Raw genomic sequence first — 24,209 nt, 5'->3', positions numbered from 1 at the left:
AGGCGTTAGATTCATGCACGCGCGCATGGAATATTGCGAGTACAGAGCCGTGAGGCCGACGATGATAATGAATTAAACCTACTGGAGCTGACGCATCTCAAACCAACGAGTGAATTCTGCATTCTGGGTCATACAGTCGCGCTCTGCCAACGCGGCCAGTTCTCGGAGTGAATCAAGACATAAGATACGAATCTGATTGACCTCCCGACTCGTGATATCTGTTTCACCACGATGAACAATTTTCGAGCGCGTTTTGTAGAGATCCTTGACGAGCCTTGCCGTGGCCGCCCTCTCGCTTACGCTGTTTGACACTAGATGAGCAACCCTCATTGCTAGTTGATGAGTGATCTCAGTAGAAGTGCCCCCCATCACCGAGCTCTCGAGGGCGATCGTGAACAGTACAAATGCGGTAGCGGGATCGACTGTACTACAGGCCTTACCTGCCAACTCATAGCCTGCGCGAATTCGCCTAGAAACCTCGTCTTTAGAGGTCATGAGAGCACTCGCCCGCTTGGAGCGCTCGCTCTCGATGATGGATCTCAATTTCACGCTCGGAAGTGGATACACGGAGCGAACGCGAGTCATCGAGCCGCCCCACTCTCCAGATGGTAGGACTGTGCCAATCATCCGGAAATCCATCGGATCGATGTAAGAATCTGAGAGCCTGTAATACGATGGCCAAGCCTCCGCACAAAGTGCATTGAGCACAGCCAGATGGGAGGCTAACAGTTGTTTGGTCTTGGCTTGCGCGGTCTGGTCATCGATCGCAATGACCCGAACCGAGGCGAATTCTGTTCGAGTAGGATTTCCCCCAATAAACAGAGATCCATGATCAGACGGAGGGGTGTGATTGAGTCCAATCAGTTCGATCTGTCCGAACTCCATCGGTTCAGCAAACCCGTCCAATCCAAAAATCGCAATCTGTTTCTCATATTCCGATGGCTGCCGTTTGAGCTCCTTTAAGAACTTGGCAGCCACGCCTGTGACACCAGCCTGGGAAACATTTCCACGAGCGATTTCAATTGAATGACGGATGAGTAGATCGAAAAGTGCTTCTTTGCTCCACGCCGAATCGGCATCCAGTTGTTCCGCAGCTAGATTCGATACCTCGAAGAGCTTAAGTGCGAAGGCTTGAGGGAAAACAAATTCCCCGTACTGAATGTGAGCATGGCGCGATAGATCAACATTCAATGTCGAAGAGGCAGCGCCCGCGACGCATGCTGCAAACGCATTAGCCATCCCCGAGAAGAGTTGTTGGACGCGAGCTGGGTTTTTCATTGCACAATAGATTCTAGGGTATGAACGTTACCCTAGGTCCGCTGCGTAGCGGCGTCGACTTTAGGCGGGTAGCTCCAAGCTCCTCGACAGGCTCGCTGACGTATCTACGAGACGTTGGCGCGGCCTATGGACATGTTCTAGAACGTCAATTGGCTGCCTTGCGGAAGATTCTTGTCGTGCTCCCCGGTGTGCCGCGAGTCAGAGCCGGCGGACGAATGTAGCTAGCAAGACTGTGGTGACCCAACTGAACGATATGATTCGGCTTCAACTATCGCTAACAGGCCAATGCACTTATTGAGGGGAACAGCGGCAGTCTTTTTGATCTCCTGGGTGCATCCCTTCTTGCTCACCTTTCTCCTCTCTCCTCGAAAGTCGCGAAAACCAAAAATGGATCAAAGCCTACCTGCTGCGTACGCTCAGTGAACGGAGAGAGGGTGGGGATCGATTCGCTGCGGCTCCCATCCCCTCTCAGACGTTCCATGCACTTGACCCGACCGTCGCCGTCAGCGACTCATCATGGTCGCTTCGCCCACGTAAGACCGTCCGGTCCGCCGCCCACATCTAAATGGCTCGTGACCGTCAGTGTGTTCAGATCCACCACTGCAACGTAGTTCGCTGCGGTGCAGCCCACGAACGCGCGTGAGCCGTCCGGATCCATCAGGATACCGGCGCACCCTTTGCCCAGGATCACCCGTTTGATCTCTTTGCGGGAAGCCACGTCGTACACAAACAAATCGCCCGTCGAAAGGATAGAGATCAACACGCGTTTGCCGTCGGGCGTGAACTTAAGGCGATTGGCGCCGTTCAACTTTGCATCGATCGATGCAGCCACCTTCCGCTGCGCAGTGTCGATGATCCAGAGCTTGCCATCGCTCGCTGCAGCTGACCACAACTCCTTCCAGTTGGGCGATACATCGAAGCCCTCCGTGCCCAGCGAGGTCGGAATGGTCGTCACGAACCAGTCACGCTGCGCCGGTCCGGGCGGAGCAGGATGCGTCGGAGCAGGCGGCATTTCACGATCTTCGATAATGCTCACGCTCGCTGAATGCGCGTTCGAGACGAAGATTGTTTGACCGTCCGGCATCACCCGGATCAAATGTGTAAAGTCCTGCCCGGTCCCCATGACCCACTCCGTCTTGCCCGTCGCCGGGTCCAGCCGGCCGATCGACTTCGCGCCCTGCGCCGTAAACCAGACCTTACCGTCCTGGAAGTCCAGACCATGCAAGCCGACCATGGGCGCTGTATCGATGCTCGGCAACGCCTTGTGGTTCACCAGGTCCAGCACATCCAACTCGTGTCCCTGGCCGTTCAGCATATTGGAAACCCACGCGCGCGTTCCGTCCGCTGACGCGATCACCTCGTGCGGATCCGGCCCGACCGGCATCTTCGCAATGACCTTCAGCGTCACTGGGTCGACGATCGACAGCGTGTGATCGGTCTTCGAGAGCGCCAGCAACACAGGGTGCTCTGCAACCTGACCCCAGCTTCTGGGAGTAAACACCGCAACTCCCAATGCAACACCAGTCAGCACAAACCGGAACATCCTTGAACGCATCGGTCGCTTCTCCTAAACCTAAATAAACGCCTCTGGCTTAGAGGACGCAAGTGCACGATCGCCTCATTCCATCTAAACGCCGTCACCAGGTTTGCGTTTAAAGTACCTTCGTGCGAAGAGCAGGGATGAAGTCAGTTGAACGTGGAGGCTCAAAGCCCTTCATGCGTAGCACAAGGGCAATCTGTCCTCTGTGGTGCGCCCCGTGCAGAAATACCTCCTGGAGAACTTCACTGAAAAGGTTGGAGCGGTTTTCTCCGTCGCTGCTCTCGTATCGCACCTGTGCGTCCATTGCCGTGCCATTGGAAAGCCTCAACCAGCGGTCCCTTAGCTGTCGTAGTTCCGCCTCCAGTTCGGGAGCTGTAAGAGTTGGCCACGGGGCAAGCTTCTCAGCCGTACCCTCAACCCTGGCCGCCCAGAAGCGGCTGATTGAGACGATATGCGCAACGAGCGAAAGAGCTTCGGGCAGATCGTGAGACGCTGCGACGATTGCCTCCAGGCTCTGCGAATTTGCCCAATGTTCGAATCTGATTTGCTGTTGGGGTGAGGCCATGACACAGCATAGCTTTTGAAGGTTGGTAATGAAAAGGCGTCTTCTCATGAGTGCCCCATTAAGATCGGGGCGAGATGGTCGGCGAGTTTCGAAACAGGCTCGTTCCCTCCCCCGCTCGGAAACATCGGGGAACGCAGTGCAAGCCGCATGTCTATGTTGAAGGTGTCAGCGACGTCGCGGTGACTCGATCCCTCTTTCGATACCTCTCAAGATGAGATCGATTCCCGCAAGAAATTCCACTCGGTCGTCGTGATCCCTCACCTGTCCGGCTACACTTCGCGTGAACGGATACTCCCGCGGATCGAGCTGAGACCAGGCAGCCGCCACCGCTTCAAGGAAGTCCGATCTGTCGAGGCCTCGCTCCCGCGCAAGTTGCCCATTGGCCGCATTCCGCCCACCGACACCGAGGATGTAGTTCAGCAACGCTCCCACCGCCGCCCACTGCGTGTCGTCCTCCGCCCCAAGAGCGCGCACCTGCTGGCCCAGGCGTTCGAGAATGCGCACCATCGGCATCTCTCCGGGGGCCTGTGCCAGTGCCGAGCCCACCCACGGATGCTCGTCGATCGCATCGAACATGCCCAGCGCGAGAGCCCGAAGGTTTGCCTTCGGCTTCGCGCCGGAAGGTGTCGCCTCCATCGTGCGGGCAACGATAGCGTCGCAGGCAGCGGTCAGCAGATCGCTCTTGTTGGCGATGTGCCAATAGAGAGCACCAGGCCCCGTCGCAAGCCGCTCGGACAGCGTGCGAAACGTCAACCCGCCTTCCCCGCTGCTATCCAGCAGCTCGATCGACGCTTCAATGATGCTCTCCCGTGAGAGTGATTCTTCCCGTCGCTGAACGCTGCGCGCTTTTTTGGCCATGCTTCATCTTGACATAAATGGAACGATGTTCCAATATTATGGAATGATGTTCCACAGTGATCTTCAAAGTTCTAAATGGCAGCCGCCAACCACGAAGGAGTCAACATGAAGACTCCCATCCCACACGATGTCATCATCGCCGGCGCAGGGCCAGTAGGCCTCTTCCTTGCCTGTGAACTGGCCCTGGCCAAATGTTCCGTCCTCATCCTGGAAAAGGCGATGGATACCCACTCGCCCTTGAAGCAACTTCCCTTCGGGATACGAGGACTCTCGACGCCTACGATCGAAGCACTTTACCGTCGCAATCTGCTAAAAGAACTCGACGTACACAAACGTTTAAAGAATCCCCACAAAACCTCAGCTCCCGTACAAGGGCCACGGCGTCAGGGAGGACACTTTGCCGGCATTCCCTTTCTCGACGGCAATATTGACACCTCACAGTGGAGGTATCGCCTGCCAGACTCGCCCGCGACCAATTTGATATCTGAAATGCAGGAGATGGAATCTGTGCTCGCTCGCCGTGCAGAAGCCCTCGGTGTCGAGATCAAACGCGGGCTTGCCATCACTGCCTTTCAGCAAACCGCAGAGGGGGTAACTGTCCAGTCCGGCGACCAAACGTTTCAAGGCGAATGGCTCGTGGGTTGCGACGGCAGCCGTAGTGTTGTTCGCAAGCTGGGCGGTTTTGAATTCGCCGGTACGGAGCCGGAGTTTACCGGCTACTCTGCTCAGGTTGACCTTGCCGACCCCGAGAAGCTAAGCCCAGGCCGCAACCTGACCCCCACAGGCATGTACTTCCAATCGCAACCCGGTTACCTGGTGATGATTGAGTTTGATGGCGGGGCCGCTCATCGTGCAGAACCGGTAACGCTGGAACTCGTTCAGGAGGCGCTACGCCGTGTCTCGAACACCGGCGTTACGATCAGCGCCCTCCATGCCGCAACCACCTGGACCGACCGGGCACGGCAGGCCATGACCTACCGCAATGGACGAGTACTCTTAGCCGGCGATGCCGCGCACATTCACGCGCCGCTGGGAGGCCAGGGGCTCAACCTTGGACTGGGCGACGCCATGAACCTGGGCTGGAAGCTCGCCTCCACCCTCCACGGGAAAGCACCCGAAGGCTTGCTGGACAGCTATCAATCGGAACGGCACCCCCTTGGCGTACAGGTTCTGGATTGGTCACGAGCCCAGGTCGCCATCATGAAACCAGACCCGCCTGCCCGCGCACTGAACGCGATCATCCGCGACCTTATGGATACGCGCGATGGCGCCACCTACATGGCAGCAAGAGTGTGGGGTGTTCACACCCACTACGATCTTGGTGACGATCACCCTCTCATCGGCCACAGCGTTCCCAACTTTGAGTTCAAAGACGGTACAAGAGTTGGCGAGCTCATGCACAATGGCCAGGCAATACTGCTTGATTTTGAGAGCAAGGCATCCCTTAGAATCCTCGCAAGTGAATATGGCGACCGAATCAGGTATGTTTCTGGACGGGCGAAAGAACAATTCGGCTTGAGAGCTGCACTGATACGCCCTGATGGAATCATCGCCTGGGTTTCTGACAACGACCCCGATGACAACGACATTCAAAACGCTGCCGCTCTCTGGCTCATGAAGGAGACAAGATGAAGACCTCAGTCACAATCATCGGTGCCGGTCTCGGAGGCTTGATGCTTGCGCGCGTCCTCCACGTTCACGGTATCGCCGCGACCATCTACGAAGCGGAAGCCTCAGCCACCGCCCGGGCTCAAGGAGGCATGCTCGATATCCACGAACACAACGGGCAGCTCGCACTCAAGGCGGCGGGCCTCTTCGAAAAATTTCTCGAGATCATCCACCCTGGCGGTCAGGCAACGCGGATTCTCGACAAGCACGGCAACGTCCTGCTCGATGAGCCCGATGACAGCACAGGCGGCCGGCCTGAGGTGCCCCGAGGAGAGCTTCGCCGTATCCTGCTCAACTCCCTTCCTGCCGGCACGGTCCGCTGGGGACACAAACTCACAGCAGCGGCTCCGCTCGGCGACGGGCAGTACACCCTGACCTTTGCTGACGGCTCAACAGTAACGACCGGCCTCCTCGTGGGTGCCGACGGCGCCTGGTCGAGAGTTCGTCCCCTTCTCTCCGAGGCGATACCGGCGTACGTGGGCACGTCCTTCATCGAGACGTATCTGTACGACGCGGACACCCGTCACAAGCCCAGCGCGAAAGCGGTTGGCGGTGGCGCGCTGTTTGCGGTGGCTCCGGGAAGAGGCATCCTCGCGCACCGTGAGCCCCACGGCGTACTGCACACGTACGTGGCGTTGAACGAGCCAAAGGACTGGATCGACAGCATCGACTTCTCCGATCCGGTGGCTGCGGTGGCCCGTGTCGCCAAGGAATTCGACGGTTGGGCTCCGGAGCTTACAGCGCTCCTCACCGACGCTGAAACCGCCCCTGTGCTTCGCACTCTCCATGCGCTTCCGATCAAGCACAGATGGGACCGCGTGCCCGGGGTGACGCTGCTCGGCGATGCGGCGCACCTGATGATCCCATCTGGCGAAGGAGCCAATCTCGCCATGTTCGACGGCGCCGAACTCGGACAGGCCATCGCCGCCAACCCCGGTGATATCGAAGCCGCGCTCCTCGCATATGAGAAGGACCTCTTTCCCCGCAGCGCGTCCGAGGCAGCAGAGGCGGAAAAGATCCTCCACGTGTGCCTCGGCCCCAACGCACCTCAGAGTCTGCTGGACTTCTTCACCAGCAACCGACCCATCCAGTAAGGTCTTTCAACCCTTCCCAGGAATCGTCATCCTTAGCAATCTTCTGGCTAGGCTGACGCAGCGTTCTATATGATGGTTGGCACTTCATGAACCGGACCCCTGCCTCCCTCCAAACGAAGAGCCACTACCAAATACTCGACGGTTTGCGTGGCGTCGCCGCCTTGATCGTCGTGATGTTCCACACCTTCGAGCCCTATTCCAAAGGCGATCACTCGAAACAGATTCTGAACCACGGCTATCTGGCCGTCGATTTCTTTTTCCTTCTCTCCGGATTCGTGGTCGCCTATGCCTACGACGACCGCTGGGGGAAGATGAGCCAATGGGACTTCTATAAGCGCCGGCTGATTCGCCTGCAACCCATGGTCATCATGGGAAGTATCATTGGGGCGGCCCTCTTTTATTTCCAGACCGGGCCTGCGTTTCCGCTGATCGCCGGAACGCCCGTCTGGAAGATGCTGCTCGTGATGCTGGTCGGCTTCACCCTTGTGCCGCTGCTTCCGTCCATGGACATCCGCGGGTGGAACGAGATGCACCCGCTCGATGGCCCCGCCTGGTCCCTCTTCTTCGAGTACATCGCGAACATCCTCTACGCTGTCGGCATCCGCAAGCTCTCGAACAAGGCACTCGGCATCTTTGTATTTCTCTCCGCAGTTTTGCTGGTCCATCTTGCCCTAGCAAGTCCAAACGGTGACGTGATTGGCGGTTGGAGCATCGACAAAGAGCAGCTCCACATTGGTTTCGCACGCCTGCTCTATCCGTTCTTCGCGGGCATGTTGCTGATGCGTATCGGCAAGCGGATTCACCTTCCAGGAAGCTTTGCCATCTGCAGCCTCCTGGTGATCGTCTCTCTCTGCATGCCCAGAATTGGCGGTTCACACCAGCTCTGGATGAATGGACTCTATGAGTCGTTCTGCATCATCGTTCTGTTCCCTCTCATTGTCGCGATCGGTGCCGGCGAACGTACCAGCGGAAACTTCCAGACCAAACTTTCCAAGCTGTTGGGGGATATCTCTTATCCGCTGTACATCACGCACTATCCGCTGATCTACATCTACACTGCCTGGGTCGTCCGGGACAAAGTTCCTGCAGGACGTGGAGCGGTGGCAGGCGTGCTGCTGTTTATCGCGAGTGTCACGATCGCCTACGCCTGCTTGAAGCTCTATGATGAGCCTGTTCGGGCATGGCTTAGCCGCCGCTTCCTTGGCAAAACTACCTCATGATCCCTATGCCTACGGCTCAAGCGGCCTGGCGGCAGTCGGCAGCAGACCGCGGTCGACCAGGACAGGCGGTCTGCGATAGTGCGTGTGTTGTTCGTAGTCGTAGGCCCACCCGATCAGGTCCCCGTCGTGCCACTTGCGTGTGCTGATCTCGATGCCGAACGGCAGGCCATCTTCATAAAATCCGGCGGGAAAACTAATCGCCGGAACACCCAGCATGTTGACCCAGTTCGTATCGCTGTGCGGCCCTTCGCTTACGCGGCCGTCCTGCGGCATGGTCTCGTCGACCGGTGGCATCTGGATCGCGGGATAGACGAATCCGTCCAGGTGCAGGCGATCGAGCTCCCCCTCGTAGAGCGTGAATACTTTGTCGCGCGGGCCGAAGAAATTTTCACCCGCATGGGGATCGGTCTCAAGCGTGGCCTGCTGCACGTTCGTGGATTCGAAGAGTCCTGATTTTTCTCCGCCGATGATGACGGAGGGCAGCCGCTTGCCGACGGCATGTTCATATTCAGCCGCAGAATGGTACTGTGCAGGTCCAAAGTCTGCGAGAAACTTCTCCGTGCCCTCGCGAAGATACGGAAGCGTGCAGATGTGCGAAGCGGTAATGGCGAAGCTGTCGGGCAGGATCTGCGAATCGATCAGCACCGTTGCCCCCGCAGCGCGGAGTTCCTCGACCGCATGCAGGAAGGCGGCGCGCGTCTCCGGCTTCAAGGGAGTGAACGCATTCTTCCTCGCCTTTGCAAACTGCTCCGGTGTGGCGTTAGGGCAAACGCCCTGAAAGACCGGCGTCTCTCCGTCGAGGATGAAGGCAGGCACCGCAAAACGTTTGCCTTTGAGTGCACCGGGCTTCAGATATTGCGTGTAGGGCCCGGGTTGAGCTTTGCTCTGCGAGCCGATCGTAGCCGGATCAAGGGGATCTTCGCCGGCCAGAACGGTAAGAGCCAGAGCGGCATCGGCTACAGTGCGTGCGATGGGCCCCGTGTTATCCAGTTGCCAGTCCAGCGGAGCGATGCCCGCGATGCTGACGAGGCCGCGAGTCGGGAAGATGCCGACCAGGTTACTCGTCGCCACGGGCATGCGGATGGAGTTGCCCGTGTCCGTGCCGTTGCCAAGGACGGCGAGGTTGGAGGTAACAGCAGTAACGGTCCCGCCCGACGACCCACCCGGCGAAAAGCGTACATCGTAGGCGTTGCCTGTGCGGCCGAAGGCAGTAGAACGCGTGGTATCGCTGGCGGCGAAGTCGGGCATGTTGGTCACCCCAACCAGAATCGCTCCGGCCTTGCGCAGCCTGGCGACGATGGGCGCATCACGCGGTGCAACCAACTCATGACCAGGGAGCATGTAGCCAATCCAACCGGCCGTCGTCGTCAGGCCGGCGATGCTGGTGTTGGCCTTGATCACAATCGGAACACCCCACAGAGGCTCTGGGCGAAAGCCGGGCTGCTTCGCCTCGACATCTTCGCGGCCTGCTTCTGTCAGCGCCGCCTTTGCGGTAACGGTTTGGACCGCCCGATAGACGCCGTTATAGCGCGCAATGCGGTCGAGGTGCCATTGCACCACCTCCGTGACCGTGTAGCGATGTTCACGATAGAGCTCATGCAGGCGATCCACGCTGACGTCCGTGAGATCGTGATCCATCACGGCATGAGCCGCTCTTGCAGGAGCAGGCGAACTGGATTGGGCGGACAATACGGCCGGTCCGAATAAGACCAGGAGAAGTAGCTTTCGCATGTCGCCAGTGTAGCCGAGAGCAGAGCGAATCAGCCTGATTTTGGTCGATACGTTGCTCAACGATTGCGAACGGGCTTAGCACTCAGTGAGGTCTGTCCGGCAAACCAAATGAACACAAGCGCGTCTCTCGATAGAAATGCGTTGAACATGCATGAAAACGCCCTAATATGGTGATTTCTTAGTGCGTTGAAGAACCAGGGTTACCCCATGGCGCGAAGCGCAAACCGTGACGCTTTAGCGTCGCGGGACGGAGGGTAAGGGAGGCAATCGCCTTTAGGCTACGGAATGAGAGCCAGGCAGGAATTGGGCTTTAGCCCCGGGCCTTTTGTTCGCAGCCGAAAGAAGGCCCGGGCCTAGAGCAAATCTCCTCTAGGTGTATAGCGAAACCACGACGCTTATGGCCGTTTTTCCCCAGAAAAACGGTATTGCAAGCCCGATTCAACTACCCAGTAACAGGAGATTTGCTCTAAAGGCCACATCTTTGCCAGCCCCGTATTCCGTAGCCTAAAGGCTACGGCCCCTCCGTCTTCCTGATACTGAAGCATCAGGGAACGCGCTTCGGGCTGTGCTGAACGGACCATCATTCTTCAACGAAACTAAGGATTCACCACACTAGATCGGAGACATCTACTACGTCCAAATGGCACACAAACGCCGCTCTTCTTTCCACACTCCCCCCCAGAATCGTCATCCTGAGCGTAGCGGCTCGCGCACTTTGCGAGCTGCGCAGTCGAAGGACCCCGAGACTTCTGATCTCACCGATACCTCCGGTACCTTTTCCACCTCGAACGCTCGAGCCTCAGCCATTTTGGCATGAAATATTTAGGGCCACTCATTTTGTGCAGTCGCCTTTGTTCTTGCTTTTCTGGTTGTCATTCCGAGCGTAGCGAGCGAACCTGCTTCCTCCCGCTCTTCGTTCGTACCACCCAGATAACATGTGATTCCATGATTCAGGGATTTCCAGCCTTGTCTGAAGCCTCACCGATACCTTCAGCACCTTTCCCACCTCAAACGCTCGAGCTTCGGTCGTTTGGACACGAAAAAATATCTAGACCCCACTCACTTCGTATCTTCGGAACTTGCGTTCCTGCAACTTTCCCTTATAGTCCGCGGCACGTAGGAGACGAGAAGCGCGTTTTCCAGTAGCCAGCAACATTCGCTGCTGTGCAGAACACTATTAGCCTCGGGATACTTTCTATATTGAGGAACTTGTAAGCCTGAATTCCAGCGTTTCGACTCCGCGAACTACTCGGACCTTCTTCGTCTTTGGTTCTGAGTGGTTTAGGATCTTGCGAAGGTCACCCAGAGACGTAACGGGTTGTCTCTCAACGGAAGTGACGAGATCTCCCTTACGGAAGCCGAGCTCTTCTGCGCGGCTGCCCGCTGCAATCTTGTTGACAAGTAAGCCTGGGATATCGGGCAGGCCAACAGCTCGCCGCATTTTCGTCGACGCATGGGAATCCAGCAGAGTCATGCCGAGATAAAGCTGGCGACCGTGAGCCACCTCCTCTTCGAGGCTGACCAACCACTTGCGCAGCAGGGCAATAAGCTGGGCCCTCTCAGCGCGATTAAGTCCCGCGACCAAGCTGCTTTCGTTCTCCAGATGAGCAGGAATGACAGTTTCGAGAAGGGCCACGCCCTTCGCAGCTAAAGTGACAAAGACAGAGCGACGGTCTTCACTGTCAGGGGACCGCTTCACCAGGCCTTGCTTCTCAAGCGCATCTATTCTGAGACTCATGCTTCCGGATGTACGGAAAAGACCGCGCATCAGATCGCGTTGGTTCAGCTTGTAGGGTTTTCCGTTTCGACGAAGTGCGGCCAGGACGTCGAAGGAGGCCCTTGAAATCTGAAACTCTTCGAACTTAGCTTCAAGAGCGCGGTCGACATGCTCCATGATGCGTCCCGCTCGCCCGATGATCTCAACCGGAGCAAGGTCGTACTCAGGCCGTTCTGCTTTCCATTGTTGGACGACTCGATCGACGTGGTCTAGCTGCATAGGTCATATCCCCGTATCGATGTTAGCTCTGTCAACAGCAGATTGAACAATATTTGCTTTAGTTCAAGCAAATATTTAGGATGAGGTTACAAAATGGAGGACAGATGGAGCTCAAGGACTACCAGATCACCTCGAATGGCATCTCCTTGCACGTGACAGAGCTTGGGGATGGTCCGGCCGTGCTCTTCTGCCATGGGTTTCCAGACACCGCGTATACGTGGCGCCGACAGATGAACGCCGTCGCATCATCAGGGTATCGAGCGATTGCACCTGACATGCGCGGGTACGGACGCAGTTCAGCGCCCTCAGACCCGGCCGTATACACGCCACTGCACACGGCGGGCGATCTGGTCGGGCTCCTTGATGCCCTGAAGATTCCCAGCGCCGCGATCGTGGGCCACGACTGGGGTGCAACCCATGCGTGGAATGCCGCCATGATGCGTCCCGATCGATTCAAAGCGGTGTTCTGCCTTGCCGTGCCTTACTTTCCGCGTGGTGATGTCAGCGTCTTCGAGCGAATGCGGACAACAGGCCACGAAAACGATTTCTACATGTTCGAACAGATCAAACCGGAAGCAGACCAGGTTTGGGCCGATGCTGCGATTACGATTCCGGGAATCTTGTATTGGGCATCGGGCTCTGCTCCAGTAGACCAACGGTGGAACCCTCTGGACCCTGCACGAAGTCTTCATCGTCCTGCTCCCGGGCCATTGCCCTCATGGGTAGAACCCGATTACCTGGCTCACAACGTGGCGGAATTTCAACGCACCGGCTTTCACGGTGCGCTGAACTACTATCGCGCTGCCGAGCTCTATTTCGATCTGTCCGCCGCCTGGAAAGGCACGAAGATCACCCAGCCCTCGTTTTACATCTCCGGAAAGGCCGACGGATTAGGGGCACTCTATCCTCCCGCTGAGAAGCTTCGCGATGGCCTTCCGGGCCTCGTCGGGAGCCTCGAACTCGACAATGTAGGCCACTGGATACAACACGAGGCCTCCGCAGAAGTCAGCCAACAGCTCGTGAAGTTCCTGCGCACGGTACACCCTGCCTAAGGAGCTCGCGATGGCAACATCCTTCCCACTTACGGACACCACTTTCAGTTCACGACGTCATACAACGCATTATTGGCAGGCTGGACCTGCCAGTGGTCCACTAATGATCTTCCTTCACGGCTGGCCCGAAATTGGCCTTTTCTGGCGCGCGCCGATGGAGGCCTTCGCCTCTGAAGGCTGGCACTGCATTGCGCCGGATATGCGCGGCTATGGTGGTTCGTCGGCGCCTGCCCACTCGGACGCCTATGCCCTGAAAGAGATCGTCGACGATATGGTCGAACTGCATGACCATCTTGGCGGAAGCCCAGCCATCTGGATTGGGCATGACCTCGGAAGTCCCGTTGTCGGTGCGCTGGCTGCACATCACGCCGAGCGGAGCCGCGGCGTTGTCTTCATCTCTGTTCCTTATATCCCGGACGCCTTCGCGTTACCCAATCACCTGCCGCTCATCGACCGTGAGCTCTATCCCGTCGATCAGTATCCGGACGGACAGTGGGACTACTACCGCTTTTATCTGACCCACTTCGAGCAGACGGTCACCGACTTCGATGCTGACATCCCGGCGAGCCTCGCGGCGATCTACCGCAGCGGCAACCCCGAATCCGCAGGTAAGGTGTACAGGTCGGCGCTCATTACGCGCAATGGTGGATGGTTCGGATCGGCGCATCGTGCTCCAACCGTGCAGCCTGACGCCGCGCTCTGGCCTTCCGTTGATTTTGACAGTCTGCTTGAAGCCTTCCGCATGACTGGCTTCCGGCCCGGAAACTCCTGGTATTTGAACGATAGCGCCAATATCGCCTATGCGCACGAGGCACCGGATGGTGGCAGGCTGCGCCAGCCAGTGTTGTTTATCAATGGCAATTTCGACGGCCTCTGCGATATCACCCCTAACCGTTTCGGCGAGCCAATGCGCAGCGCGTGTCAGGACTTGACCGTGACCAGTCTGCCTTCAGGCCACTGGCTGCCTCTCGAACGCAAGGCAGAAGCGACTGAAGCCATCCGTTCCTGGCTCAAAACGAAGACGCTGTAACTAGGCGATAACGGCATCCCCCAAGGAAAACAATGAGCACACTCAGCACGCCACCTACCTCCAGCCCGCTTGCTTCTTTGAAGATCAACCACGCAGCCATTCGTGTGCCGGACTTCGATTTGGCCGTTGCCTGGTATGCCGACAAGCTCGGTTTTCGGTCGAAGCAAACGGTGTCCGTAGCCGGGCTCAGATTCGCCTTCCTTTATCCTGCCGGGGACGACAGTTTTCATTTCGAGCTTATGGCCGGCCCTGGCGCAGCAGAACGGCCCGCCTATAAAGATCTGCATAACAGCTACAACTTGTCTGGGTGGCATCACCCCGGTTTCAGCGTCGAGAGCGTGAACGCCGTCATCGATGAATTGAAGAGCCGTGACGTGACCATCGCTAGCGAGCCACACGACGTGCCCGCAATGGGTCTCCGCGTAGCCTTTTTTGCCGATCCCTGGGGTAACCTCTTCGAGGTTATCCAGTCCATTGCTCAATAATTAGGACGAAACCTTTGCCTGAGATATCCAAGGAATATTGGTCCTCATATGTCGTCTTATCGTCAGTGACGGCGCAAGCTGGCTGTTTGCGCTCAAGCTCATGTTCACTGCGGCGTATCAATCGGGTGCTGGGACTGTTCGAAGAATTCCTTCTGGAGGCGGGCGCTTTCTTCGTCGGCCTTGATGGCCTTCACCGCTTCCGCAATCTCGTGCGACCAGTTCTTCTGGTCAAACTCACCCAGGGCCTCGGTGGCGGTAGAGCCGTCGCCGGCATAGTGATTGGGAAAGCGCGCGTACCACCAGATCCCGGTGTAGATGCTGGAGGGGAGAGTGAGACGATGCTGGTCCGCGCCGGACTCGCTCCTCGCACGGTCCATATGAACCAGGTCGGGACGGTTGGCGAGCATGGCCGAGGTTTCGGCCTCGCCCGCGTGTAGGTCGGCGGCCGACTTCTGTGAAGGGCGGCCCGCACCATCGCGAGGAATGCTGTCCATGACATACACAACGTAGTCGTGTGGCGACGCGAGCTGAGACTGAGCGAAGAGCGGTAGCAGACTGTTGTTGCCGCCGTGACCGTTCACAATAAGGATCTTGTGGCAGCCGTTGCGCCCAAGCTCGTTGACTGTTTCCTGAAGCAGAACAAGCTGCGTGCTGAGGCTGTAGGCAATAGTGCCAGGCTCATGGCGTGCCTCAAAGATCTGCCCAAAATAGTACTCCGGGGAGACAACGGCATACTCCAGCTTTGCGGCATTGAGCGAGGCAAAGCGCACATTGAGCAGGTCGGTGCCCAAGGGAAGCTGCGGACCATGCTTCTCGATAATGCCGATGGGCAGAATGCAGGTGCCCTGCGCCTGGTGAATGGCCTTAACAAAGTCAGGGCCGGTAAGTTCTTCCCAATTGGGCGAAAGCTGCTGCGCTGCTGCGAGGTACGGAGAAAGCGCAAGGAAGAGGCAAAGGACGGACAGATAGCGGAAACGCATGGAGCAAGGCACCTCATTGAGGAATGCCAACAGTCTAGCCTATGCGGAACGTCGAAGGTTTCGAGCGAGGCATGCGGTTCTGATTCCTTTCGAGCTGGATCTCGTAGACAAGGGGATCACACCCGATCCTCATAAGTCGGCCTATCATCAGGGACGCTTGATGATGAGAAGAGCGTTTATCGGTACTAATCTGATTGATCGCTTGAAGTGCGACTTTGCAGGGGCGATAACTGCTGACCTCTTCAGATATGCTGATCGAGTGATCTCTATAAGGCCTTCCTGGCCGTTCTTCGCAATAGCACTCTATGCATCGATTGGGCTGGCACCGGCACAGAGCACGCCCATTAAGAAGACCGCAATGGAGGTTTGCGCGGACTATTCGGGTGTTGGAGATTTGGTCCAAGCCACTGTCTTTAGCGATGGCTACCAAGTCGTTATCACTCGTCGCTCAGGTCAAACGATAGAACTTAGTGATCGACAATCTGCGTCGGCTACACGTGCTGTCTCCAAATGCCATCTCGCTATATCTGCCAATTCTGAGAAGGCTGCGATTGCTTTCGCGACGGCGTCGGGCATCTTTGTGCGGTTGATCGATCTACCCCGAGGCGAATTCGCACAAAGCGTCGAAGTCCATCGCGTATTTCCCATTCAGTTCGATATATATGGGCTGGGGTTCATCGGTCATACCAGCCAGTTAGCCATCTCTCAAGCTCACTACCAGCCGACAGGCGAACCGGAAATCATCACTCAACAAGTCAACAGTTCAGGAATCCTTGAACAGGATAGACACCGCGCTACAGGCTATGCCTACAGCGAGGTTTATGCGTCTTCCTATGATTACGGAAGAGACCGCGTATGGTTTTTGTGTCCCCCGGTATCCGCCAGAATTGATAGACAACCGCGATGCACACTCACTTCTGCTTCTCTTACTTCAAATGATGAGCCTGCTCTAGAGGTTCCACCACCGCCCGACGATAGAGTAATCGGCAGTGGTCAACCGAACCTTGGGTCACCGTCTGATGACTCTATTGCGATGCTCGCATGGCACCGACTTTGGGTTTACAGCTTTGCTTCTAAAGCATTCCGTCAGATGAATATCCCGGAGACGGCCCGTCACATTAGATGGTCTGAATTTCCTAGGGCACCGAAGTTCACAGCAGACGGTCGCTATGCAGCTATACCCGTCGACATGTCACATGGATTCTTATTTGAAGAGGGCGGGGTATCCCATGGCACGAAAATATTGTTGGTGGACATGAACGCTCTCTCGGTCATCGAGACAATCCAACCTGAACATGAGCAATCTTTAGTGGACTTCGCAGTGCGGAATGATGGAGACTCGCTAACACTGGCTACCAATTGGGACAAAGATTGGCAAGTATCGAGGACTCCACTTGCGCGCCTTCTAAAGTGACATGGCGCCGAGCTCGGCATACGCTCGACTTTGCGTCGCCAACTCGAGTTCAACCTAACATCTTAGAGCGTCAACTTCGAAAACCATCAGAATCAGTAACGACAAGTCGGCTCATCGTCAGTGACCGATTGAAATAGGGGCAAGATGGTCGGCGAATTTCGCCACGGACGCGTTCCCTCCGCCTCCTGTGCTGCAACCATCGATCAGCGAACTACGCGCTGAAAAATCAATTCTCCGTCGGCCGCTCCGCCTTATCAACGACAAACGCATCCACCGGCCCCCTCGTCGCCTCCAGCCTCAAACCAATCTGCTGCTGAATAGCAGAAAACAACGGCACGGCTGGAGACTCCGCAGGAGCCCCGGTCACGTCTCCGTTCAACTGCGTCTCATCGGGCGCCCACTCCAGGTCGAAATCATATTTTCCGGTGAGCCCAGTCCGATCCACGACCGGGCGATCGAGGATGGCCCGCTGCATCATGGAAGTAAACTCACCCATCGTCGTATTTCTTGCCGGTAACAGGATGTGCTGCGGATAGACCGTGCTGATGAGCGCCGCAGGCTCATCTGGAGAAGCCGTACTTGCCTTGAGCTTCGGTCCGCCCTTGGCAACTTCCAGTGCATAGATCGAGAACTCTTTCTGCTCGCGATGAAAGGTGAGTTTAAATCGTTCCGCCAACAGCTTCCGCAGCATCGCCATCTGCTCGTCGTGGGTAGGCCGGACTTCACCGGGCGTCTCGGCAAGGATGTCGTAGTGTTCTGATTCGGTCCACCTAGGCCCACCCGAGATCGTTCGAGGATTGAGACTGTAAACCGCCGCGATCAGCAGCTTCAGGGTGTAATCCTTTCCGATAAACCGATGAAGCCCCTCCATCTTAATAAATCGGCCGGTCTTGGCATCGGAGTCCACCAGCTTGATGGTCGCCACCTCAAACGCATCGAACTTGGGACGCGGCGCAGGAGACTGCGCGACGATTCCAGAAGCCGCAAGCATCAGGGCTGCGATTACAGTCTGTCGGATCATGAGGGGCACCGTCACTGGTTGAATAGGAGCGACCAAAGCATCTTCAGCAATAGCCTGATGTAGAGACGAAATCCCCCCTACATTGTCATCAAACGACTCGTGCCGTGAAGTCGAACGGTGTGCAAACAGATTGCCGAGGCAAGATCGGAAGGGCATGGCTTCAGCCATGCCGCAAACGCCGGGCCAAAAGCCCACACCTCGCTGCCGCAGGCCGGAGTGAAGGCGCAGCCGCAACGACTGAATTGCCTTCTTTGGCCGTGGCGAAACAGACCGCTCCCGTCACTGATTCATTCCTCTTGAGCTCTGCACAGTCTTGGCGGCATTAAGGAAAGCAACTCGCGCCGGCTGCATCGAAATACCACCAGCACTGAAACCAGAGAAACGGCTCTACAACGCTAGTTCAGGGCTGGAGCACAGACCAGGCTCAGGGGACGCATGTCCGTCCAAGTCGTATTGATGTAATCCAGGCAAGCCTGCCGCTTGTCGATCAGGCAGATCGTCCATCCGTCCGGAACTGCCGCGAAGGCCGGCCACAAAGAATAGAAACCCTCTTTATTGATGAGCACGTTATAAGTAGCTTCTGCATCTTCAAATGGGTTGGTCATTGGTCTTTCTCCCTTAGCAATAAAAAGTTGTTCATGAAAGTTCATTGCAGTTTGTTCTTTAATTTTGTAGCGAGTATAGAGCCGATCTCAGCCATGGGAGCCGCTTCCGTCATGAGCTGATGTTTACAGACGATGGGATATATCTCCATATTGCCATCGACATATTGCTGCCATATTGCAGGTTGAGGACTTCCTTCCGGGCGCTCTAGCGTCGCCTCGAAGAACAACAGGTTTCCGCGGAAGGGTCTCGGGACGAAATCGCGGGCAATCATGTGATTGCTCTTGAAGACATCCACCAGCGCGGAGATATATCTCTCATCCAGTGCCGCGAGAGCTCCCTGGTCCAACTGGAGGAGGGCGCTGACCATGGCAATCTCCATGTTGGCAGACTTGCCTTCGGCATCGAATCCAAGCTCACGCAGCAGTACTGCAATCATCTCATCCATCGGAGGCAGGGCCTTCACGCGCTCCGGTTCCCACGGATAAGCGTCCAGGATCGATAAAATACCGACCTCCTCTCCAAGCTCCTGCAAGTGAGTGGCGATAGCATACGCCGCCAGTCCACCAAACGACCAACCCAGCACATGATAAGGACCATGAGGCTGAATCTCCTGCATCTGGGCGACATAGTCGGCAACCATCTCGTCCATGGTCTTAGGAACTCTGTGTGGTTCTGTTATACCGCGTCCCTGCATTCCATAGAGAGGAATTTCCATGGGTAAACGCTGCAGGAGCCCTGCATAGCACCAACTCAGGCCTCCCAGGGGGTGTACGCAGAAGACCGCGGGCTTGCTTCCCTGCCGCCGCAGAGCCAGTACCGGCTCCAGCGGATTGGTAGCCAGGTTCGACCCGCCTACGTGCCGGGCCAGCTCGGCAACCGAAGGCGCGTCGAAGAGCGTGCGGATCGAAAGGTCGATATTCAGGGCATTCCGGACGCGGCTGACGAGCTGGACGGACAGGATGCTGTCTCCTCCCAGGGAGAAGAAGTTATCGTGTACCCCCACTCGATCCAGCCCCAGCACCTCGGCGAAGTGCTTGCACAGGATCTCCTCCTGTTCGGTGCGCGGAGCCACCCAAGCGGCCGTGCTGCTGTAGTCCGGAGCAGGCAGCGCCTTGCGATCCAGCTTTCCGCTCGGCGTCTGCGGGAAGGCATCCATCACCACCAGCGCCGCCGGAACCATGTACTCCGGCAGCTGCAGCCCCAGCATCTGCCGCAGCAGCCCGGTGTCTATCTCGTAACCTTCAGCCGCGATGATATAGCCCGCCAGACGCTTCTCACCCGGACGGTCCTCGCGCGCGATCACCGTCGCCTGCGCCACGGAAGGCTGCTTCAGCAGCGCCGCCTCGATCTCGCCCATCTCAATGCGGAAGCCGCGAATCTTTACCTGGTGATCGGTGCGTCCCAGGTACTCCAGCACGCCATCCTTCCGCCACTTCGCCAGGTCGCCCGTGCGATACATACGGCTTCCGGCTTCCCCATAAGGATTCGCCACGAACCTCTCCGACGTCAGACCAGGGCGTCCCAGATATCCGCGTGCCAAGCCATCGCCGGCGATGTACAGTTCACCTGCCGAGCCCACCGGCACCGGCCGCAGACTGCCGTCCAGCACGTAGACCCGTGTATTCACGATCGGCTTGCCCAGCGGAGGAATCGCTCCGCCCGAGAGCGCTTCGCTCAACGTGCAGGCTACGGTCGACTCCGTAGGCCCATAGGCATTGATCATCCGGCGTCCCACCGACCAGCGCGACACCAGCTCCGGCGAGCAGGCATCACCACCGACGATCAGCGTCTTCAGGTCCGGCAACTCCCACTGCGGCATGCTGGCCAGTGCGACCGGAGGAATCAGCGTATGGCTGATCCGCTGCTGCTGCAGCAACTCCGCCAGAGGCTCGCCCGCAATCGGTCCCGGCTCGCGAACCACCAGCGTCGCCCCCGCGGCATAGGCCATCAGAAGCTCCATCACCGCCGCGTCAAAACTCAATGACGCAAGCTGCAACACACGGTCATTGCGTGTGATGGCGAACCGCTCGATCTGCGCCGCCGCAAGGCTGGACAGACCTCGATGCGTCATCACCGTGCCCTTCGGCTTGCCCGTCGAACCCGAGGTGTAGATCACATACGCCGCATGATCCGCTCCCTGCTGGCGAACTGGATTACTACTCGGCTGCGACCGCAGCTCCAGAAGAAGCTCTGGAGCATCGAGCATAACCGTGTTCCCCGCAGCGGAAAGACGAGAGGCTGCCTTTTCGGTCGTCAGCACGCGAGCTGGCCGAGCATCGTTCAGCATGTAAGCCAGACGCTCTTCCGGATAGTCAGGATCGAGCGGCAGATACGCCGCACCGCTCTTCAGCGTCGCCAGGATCGCAACCACCATCTCCACCGAACGCGGCACGCCGATAGCGACGATGCTCTCCAACCCAATCCCTTCGGACCTCAGCCAATGGGCCAACTGGTTTGCACGCTGGTTCAACTCGCCATAGCTCAGTTGCTGCTTGCCGAAGACCAGCGCCGTAGCCTCAGGCGCATACGCCGCCTGCTCTTCGAAGATCCCGGCAAACGTCTGGATACCCAGATCCTCCGTCGTCTTGTTCCACTCCTCCAGAACCAGGCGACGCTCCTCGGAGCTCAGGATGTTGATCTCTTCCACTCTCCGGTCGGGGTCCGCAATAGCCGCCTCCAGAATCCACTCCAACCGCTTGGCCAGAACCTCTACAGCGTCCTGGTCGAAGAGATCGGGGCGATACTGCAACCGCAACTGCAAACTCGCACCGGGAATGACCACTACCGTCAGCGGGTAGTGCGTCACATCGCGGCCTTCAACCGCCCCGATACGAAGCCCCGGAACGATGTCCTTCACCGTCTCGTCCACCGGATAGTTCTCAAAGACCAGCAGCGTATCGAAGAGCCCGCCAACACCCACCAGCCGCTGTATCTCAGAGAGAGACACATGCTGATACGGCATGGTCTGCGACTGCTGTTCCTGCAACCGAACCAGAACATCCCGAACCGTATCCGCCGAACGAAGCTGCACACGCAGCGGCAGCGTATTGATGAACAGCCCCACCATGCTCTCCACACCCGCAATCTCCGCAGGCCGCCCGGCAACCGTCATGCCGAAGATCACATCGCCGTGATCCGTCAGACGTCCCAGCAGAATCGCCCACGCCGCCTGCAGCAGCGTATTCAGCGTCATTCCCTGGCTGCGAGCCAGACGCGTCAGCAACTGCGTCAGAGCCTCAGGCAAGGCATACGTAATCTTCTCCGAAAGCTTCTCGCCCGTCCCCGAGCCTTCGCCCACGATATACGTCGGCTGCGTAACGCCTTCGAGCTGCGCCTTCCAGACCTCTCTCGCCGCAAAGCTGTCCTGCCCCGCCAGCCAGCCCAGATACTCCCTGTACGGCGTAACGTGCGGCAGCCGCAGCGTCTTGCTCTTATCCGCGTAGAGCAGCAATAGCTCCCGAATAAGAATAGGCATCGACCATCCATCGAGAAGCAGATGGTGATGCGTAAAGAGCAGCCTGTACTGATCGCCCGCCAGCTTGACCAGCGTAAACCGCAGCAACGGAGCCACAGACGGGTCGAAGCGCTCAGCCCGATCCTCCGCCAGCAACTGCCGCCACGCGCTGTCCTGCTCAGTCGCGGACAGCCGCGCAAGATCGACCGCCTGCCACGGCAGTACCGTATCCTCCGAGATCACCTGCACCGGCTGATCCAGCCCTTCGTACTCGAAGCCCGCCCGCAGGTTCGCATGGCGGCGCAGCAGACGCTCCGCTGCCTCCCGCATCGCTTGCCCGTCTACTTCGCCTTCGAGCTCCAGCACCAGCTGCACCGTGTAGATGTCCAACGCCTGCTTGTCGTACAGCGCATGGAACAGCAAGCCCTCCTGCAACGGAGACACAGGCAGAACCTCCGCCAGTACCGGATACTTCTTCTCCAGCCCCTCGATCTGCGCCTGCGTCAGTCGCACCAGCTCCAGATCCGATGGCGTACGCCCGATCCTGCGTGGCCCTTCGGCTGTGTGGACGAAGACCTCCAGCGCCCGGAACCAGCCTTCCGCCAACTCCCGCACTTCTTCTTCCTTGAGCAGCGCGGAAGCCCAGCTCCACTTCACCACCAGCTCCGAACCTTCGTTTCGGTCCAGCGTGAACGCATTCAGCTCCAGCCCATGTGCCAGCGGCATCCCCGGATCAGAGCCGCCCTGCAGCGATCCCACCTCCGCAGCGATCGTCCAGTCCCACTCCTCCGGCGCAGCGAACCGACCCAGGTAGTTGAACCCGATCTGAGGCTTCGCCAGGCCCGCCAGCACCTTGCCCGTCTCTGGGTTCAGATACCGCAGCAAGCCATATCCGATTCCACTATCGGGGATCTGCCGTAACGACTCTTTGATTCCCTTGAACGCCCGCTCTAACGCAGCTCCACCACCCAGAGCTTCTCGATGATCGACCGCATCCAGACGAACCGGGAACATGCTCGTGAACCAGCCCACCGTCCGCGACAGGTCCACGCCCTCGAAAAGCTGCTCACGTCCATGACCCTCCACATCCACCAGTAGTCCAGCGGCGTTCCTGCCCTTCCATCCCGCCACTGCCAGCGCCAGCGCGCTCAGCAGAACCTCATTGATCCGCGCACGGAACGCCGCAGGCACCTTGCTCAACAACGGCACCGTCAGGTGCGACGGCAGCGTCAGACTCAGTTGCTGGGCAGTCCCCATTACATCGCGCTTCGCATCGAACGCCTGCGCAAACAGCGGCGCATCCTGTTCCCGCAGTATCCCGCTCCACAGTGGGAGCTCACGAACTCTCTTCTCCTCACGCGCCGCCGCCACCAGCCGCTCCGACCATACCCGGAACGATGTCCCTACCGCTGCCAGTGCAGGCTTTTCGCTCTTCGCTGCAGCCTGATACGCCGCAACCAGATCCTCCACCAGAATCCGCCACGACACTCCGTCCACCGCAAGATGATGAATCACCAGCAGCAATCGGCCTGTGTCCGCGAACCACACCGCCTCCAGCACCCGCCCAGCCTCCGGCGACAGCCGCCGCTCCGCTTCGAGCGCTACAGCCCCAATCTCCCCGCTCTGAACCTTCCGGAAGCACGACGACGCCTCCACGCTCCCCGGAGCCTGGATCTCCAGCCTCGATCCCTGCAGCTTCAGCCGCAGCACAGAGTGCTGATCCAGCAACGCCTGCAGCGCTTGCAACAACGCCTGTTCCTTCAGCCCCTGCGGCACCCGCAGCAGCATCGACTGGTTGAACCGACCGATCGGCCCGCCCTTCTCCAGCAGCCACTCCATGATCGGCGTCAGTGTTACCGCGGCAGCCCAGTCCTCAGGCGCCTCCTTCAGCAGCAGACTCTCGTCCCACACGATCCGTGCCACCGCAGCCAGAGCCTCCGCCGTCTGCCGCTGGAAGATGTCACGCGGCGTCAACACCAATCCTGCCTTCCGCGCCCTGCTGACCAACTGGATCGACGAGATACTATCCCCGCCCAGCGCGAAGAAGTTATCGTGCACACCCACTCGCTCGAGCCCCAGCACCTCCGCAAACAGACCGCACAGGATCTCTTCCTCCGGAGTCCGCGGGGCCACCCACTCCTGTGTGCTCGTGAACTCCGGCACAGGCAATGCCTTCCGGTCCAGCTTCCCGTTCGGTGTCAGAGGAAACGCCTCCAG

General features: G+C 58.1%; 17 protein-coding genes. 7 read left to right on the top strand and 10 right to left on the bottom strand.

Going from position 1 to position 24,209, the window contains the following annotated elements; translation table 11 throughout:
- Positions 1 to 78: 78 nt before the first annotated feature.
- The 4 genes from HDF15_RS24790 to HDF15_RS24775 all read right to left on the bottom strand — a co-directional run bounded on the left by HDF15_RS24790 (position 79) and on the right by HDF15_RS24775 (position 4,241).
- Complete coding sequence (locus HDF15_RS24790) at positions 79 to 1,278, bottom strand: HEPN domain-containing protein (RefSeq protein WP_184260911.1); 1,200 nt, start codon at positions 1,276 to 1,278, stop codon at positions 79 to 81.
- A gap of 514 nt (positions 1,279 to 1,792) precedes the next feature.
- Entirely contained in the window at positions 1,793 to 2,833 is a 1,041-nt protein-coding gene (locus HDF15_RS24785; protein ID WP_184260909.1) for a YncE family protein, read from the bottom strand.
- A 97-nt stretch (positions 2,834 to 2,930) separates the two neighbouring features.
- The gene (locus tag HDF15_RS24780; RefSeq protein WP_184260907.1) at positions 2,931 to 3,383 is read right to left on the bottom strand and encodes a DinB family protein; all 453 of its coding nucleotides are present in this window, start codon (positions 3,381 to 3,383) and stop codon (positions 2,931 to 2,933) included.
- 165 nt (positions 3,384 to 3,548) lie between these two features.
- Positions 3,549 to 4,241, bottom strand: a complete 693-nt coding sequence (locus tag HDF15_RS24775; protein WP_184260905.1) for a TetR/AcrR family transcriptional regulator — start codon at positions 4,239 to 4,241, stop codon at positions 3,549 to 3,551.
- A gap of 105 nt (positions 4,242 to 4,346) precedes the next feature.
- Here HDF15_RS24775 and HDF15_RS24770 point away from each other — a divergent pair, with 105 nt between their 5' ends.
- The 3 genes from HDF15_RS24770 to HDF15_RS24760 all read left to right on the top strand — a co-directional run bounded on the left by HDF15_RS24770 (position 4,347) and on the right by HDF15_RS24760 (position 8,223).
- Positions 4,347 to 5,873 carry an FAD-dependent monooxygenase gene (locus HDF15_RS24770; protein ID WP_260331347.1) on the top strand — a complete coding sequence of 509 codons (1,527 nt, stop codon included), beginning with the start codon at positions 4,347 to 4,349 and terminating at the stop codon, positions 5,871 to 5,873.
- A complete protein-coding gene (locus HDF15_RS24765) occupies positions 5,870 to 7,003 on the top strand; it encodes an NAD(P)/FAD-dependent oxidoreductase (protein WP_184260901.1) in 1,134 nt (377 codons plus the stop codon). The genes HDF15_RS24770 and HDF15_RS24765 overlap by 4 nt, the downstream gene beginning before the upstream one ends.
- Positions 7,004 to 7,089: 86 nt before the next feature.
- Positions 7,090 to 8,223 carry an acyltransferase gene (locus HDF15_RS24760; protein ID WP_184260899.1) on the top strand — a complete coding sequence of 378 codons (1,134 nt, stop codon included), beginning with the start codon at positions 7,090 to 7,092 and terminating at the stop codon, positions 8,221 to 8,223.
- 9 nt (positions 8,224 to 8,232) lie between these two features.
- On the opposite strand, the gene HDF15_RS24755 is transcribed toward HDF15_RS24760, so the two are convergent.
- Both HDF15_RS24755 and HDF15_RS24750 read right to left on the bottom strand, forming a co-directional pair.
- A complete protein-coding gene (locus HDF15_RS24755; RefSeq protein ID WP_260331343.1) occupies positions 8,233 to 9,954 on the bottom strand; it encodes an amidase in 1,722 nt (573 codons plus the stop codon).
- Positions 9,955 to 11,149: 1,195 nt separating this feature from the next.
- On the bottom strand, positions 11,150 to 11,848 hold the full coding sequence (locus HDF15_RS24750) for a MarR family transcriptional regulator (RefSeq protein WP_184260897.1): 699 nt from the start codon (positions 11,846 to 11,848) through the stop codon (positions 11,150 to 11,152).
- A gap of 206 nt (positions 11,849 to 12,054) precedes the next feature.
- Between HDF15_RS24750 and HDF15_RS24745 the strand changes: the two genes are divergently transcribed.
- From HDF15_RS24745 to HDF15_RS24735, 3 genes are read left to right on the top strand one after another with little or no spacing between them, the layout of a single operon-like run.
- Entirely contained in the window at positions 12,055 to 13,002 is a 948-nt protein-coding gene (locus HDF15_RS24745; protein WP_184260894.1) for an alpha/beta fold hydrolase, read from the top strand.
- Positions 13,003 to 13,012: 10 nt separating this feature from the next.
- Entirely contained in the window at positions 13,013 to 14,032 is a 1,020-nt protein-coding gene (locus HDF15_RS24740) for an alpha/beta hydrolase (protein ID WP_184260891.1), read from the top strand.
- Positions 14,033 to 14,064: 32 nt separating this feature from the next.
- A complete protein-coding gene (locus tag HDF15_RS24735; protein WP_184260888.1) occupies positions 14,065 to 14,517 on the top strand; it encodes a VOC family protein in 453 nt (150 codons plus the stop codon).
- Positions 14,518 to 14,621: 104 nt separating this feature from the next.
- Here HDF15_RS24735 and HDF15_RS24730 read toward each other — a convergent pair whose 3' ends face one another.
- The gene (locus HDF15_RS24730) at positions 14,622 to 15,497 is read right to left on the bottom strand and encodes a creatininase family protein (RefSeq protein WP_184260884.1); all 876 of its coding nucleotides are present in this window, start codon (positions 15,495 to 15,497) and stop codon (positions 14,622 to 14,624) included.
- Here HDF15_RS24730 and HDF15_RS24725 point away from each other — a divergent pair.
- Positions 15,496 to 16,911 (top strand): hypothetical protein, encoded by a 1,416-nt coding sequence (locus tag HDF15_RS24725; RefSeq protein ID WP_184260882.1) that lies wholly within the window; start codon positions 15,496 to 15,498, stop codon positions 16,909 to 16,911. The two genes, HDF15_RS24730 and HDF15_RS24725, sit on opposite strands and share 2 nt — an antisense overlap.
- A gap of 226 nt (positions 16,912 to 17,137) precedes the next feature.
- Here the strand turns inward: HDF15_RS24725 and HDF15_RS24720 are convergent, their stop codons facing one another.
- From HDF15_RS24720 to HDF15_RS24710, 3 genes are all read right to left on the bottom strand, one after another.
- On the bottom strand, positions 17,138 to 17,932 hold the full coding sequence (locus tag HDF15_RS24720; RefSeq protein WP_184260879.1) for a TIGR03435 family protein: 795 nt from the start codon (positions 17,930 to 17,932) through the stop codon (positions 17,138 to 17,140).
- A gap of 395 nt (positions 17,933 to 18,327) precedes the next feature.
- Complete coding sequence (locus HDF15_RS24715; protein ID WP_184260876.1) at positions 18,328 to 18,537, bottom strand: MbtH family protein; 210 nt, start codon at positions 18,535 to 18,537, stop codon at positions 18,328 to 18,330.
- Positions 18,538 to 18,578: 41 nt separating this feature from the next.
- The gene (locus tag HDF15_RS24710; RefSeq protein ID WP_221314611.1) at positions 18,579 to 24,155 is read right to left on the bottom strand and encodes a non-ribosomal peptide synthetase; all 5,577 of its coding nucleotides are present in this window, start codon (positions 24,153 to 24,155) and stop codon (positions 18,579 to 18,581) included.
- Positions 24,156 to 24,209 lie beyond the last annotated feature (54 nt).

Source organism: Granulicella mallensis (assembly GCF_014203225.1).
GTDB classification, from domain to species: Bacteria; Acidobacteriota; Terriglobia; order Terriglobales; family Acidobacteriaceae; genus Granulicella; species Granulicella mallensis_A.
This window is presented reverse-complemented; position numbering and strand designations above follow the sequence as displayed.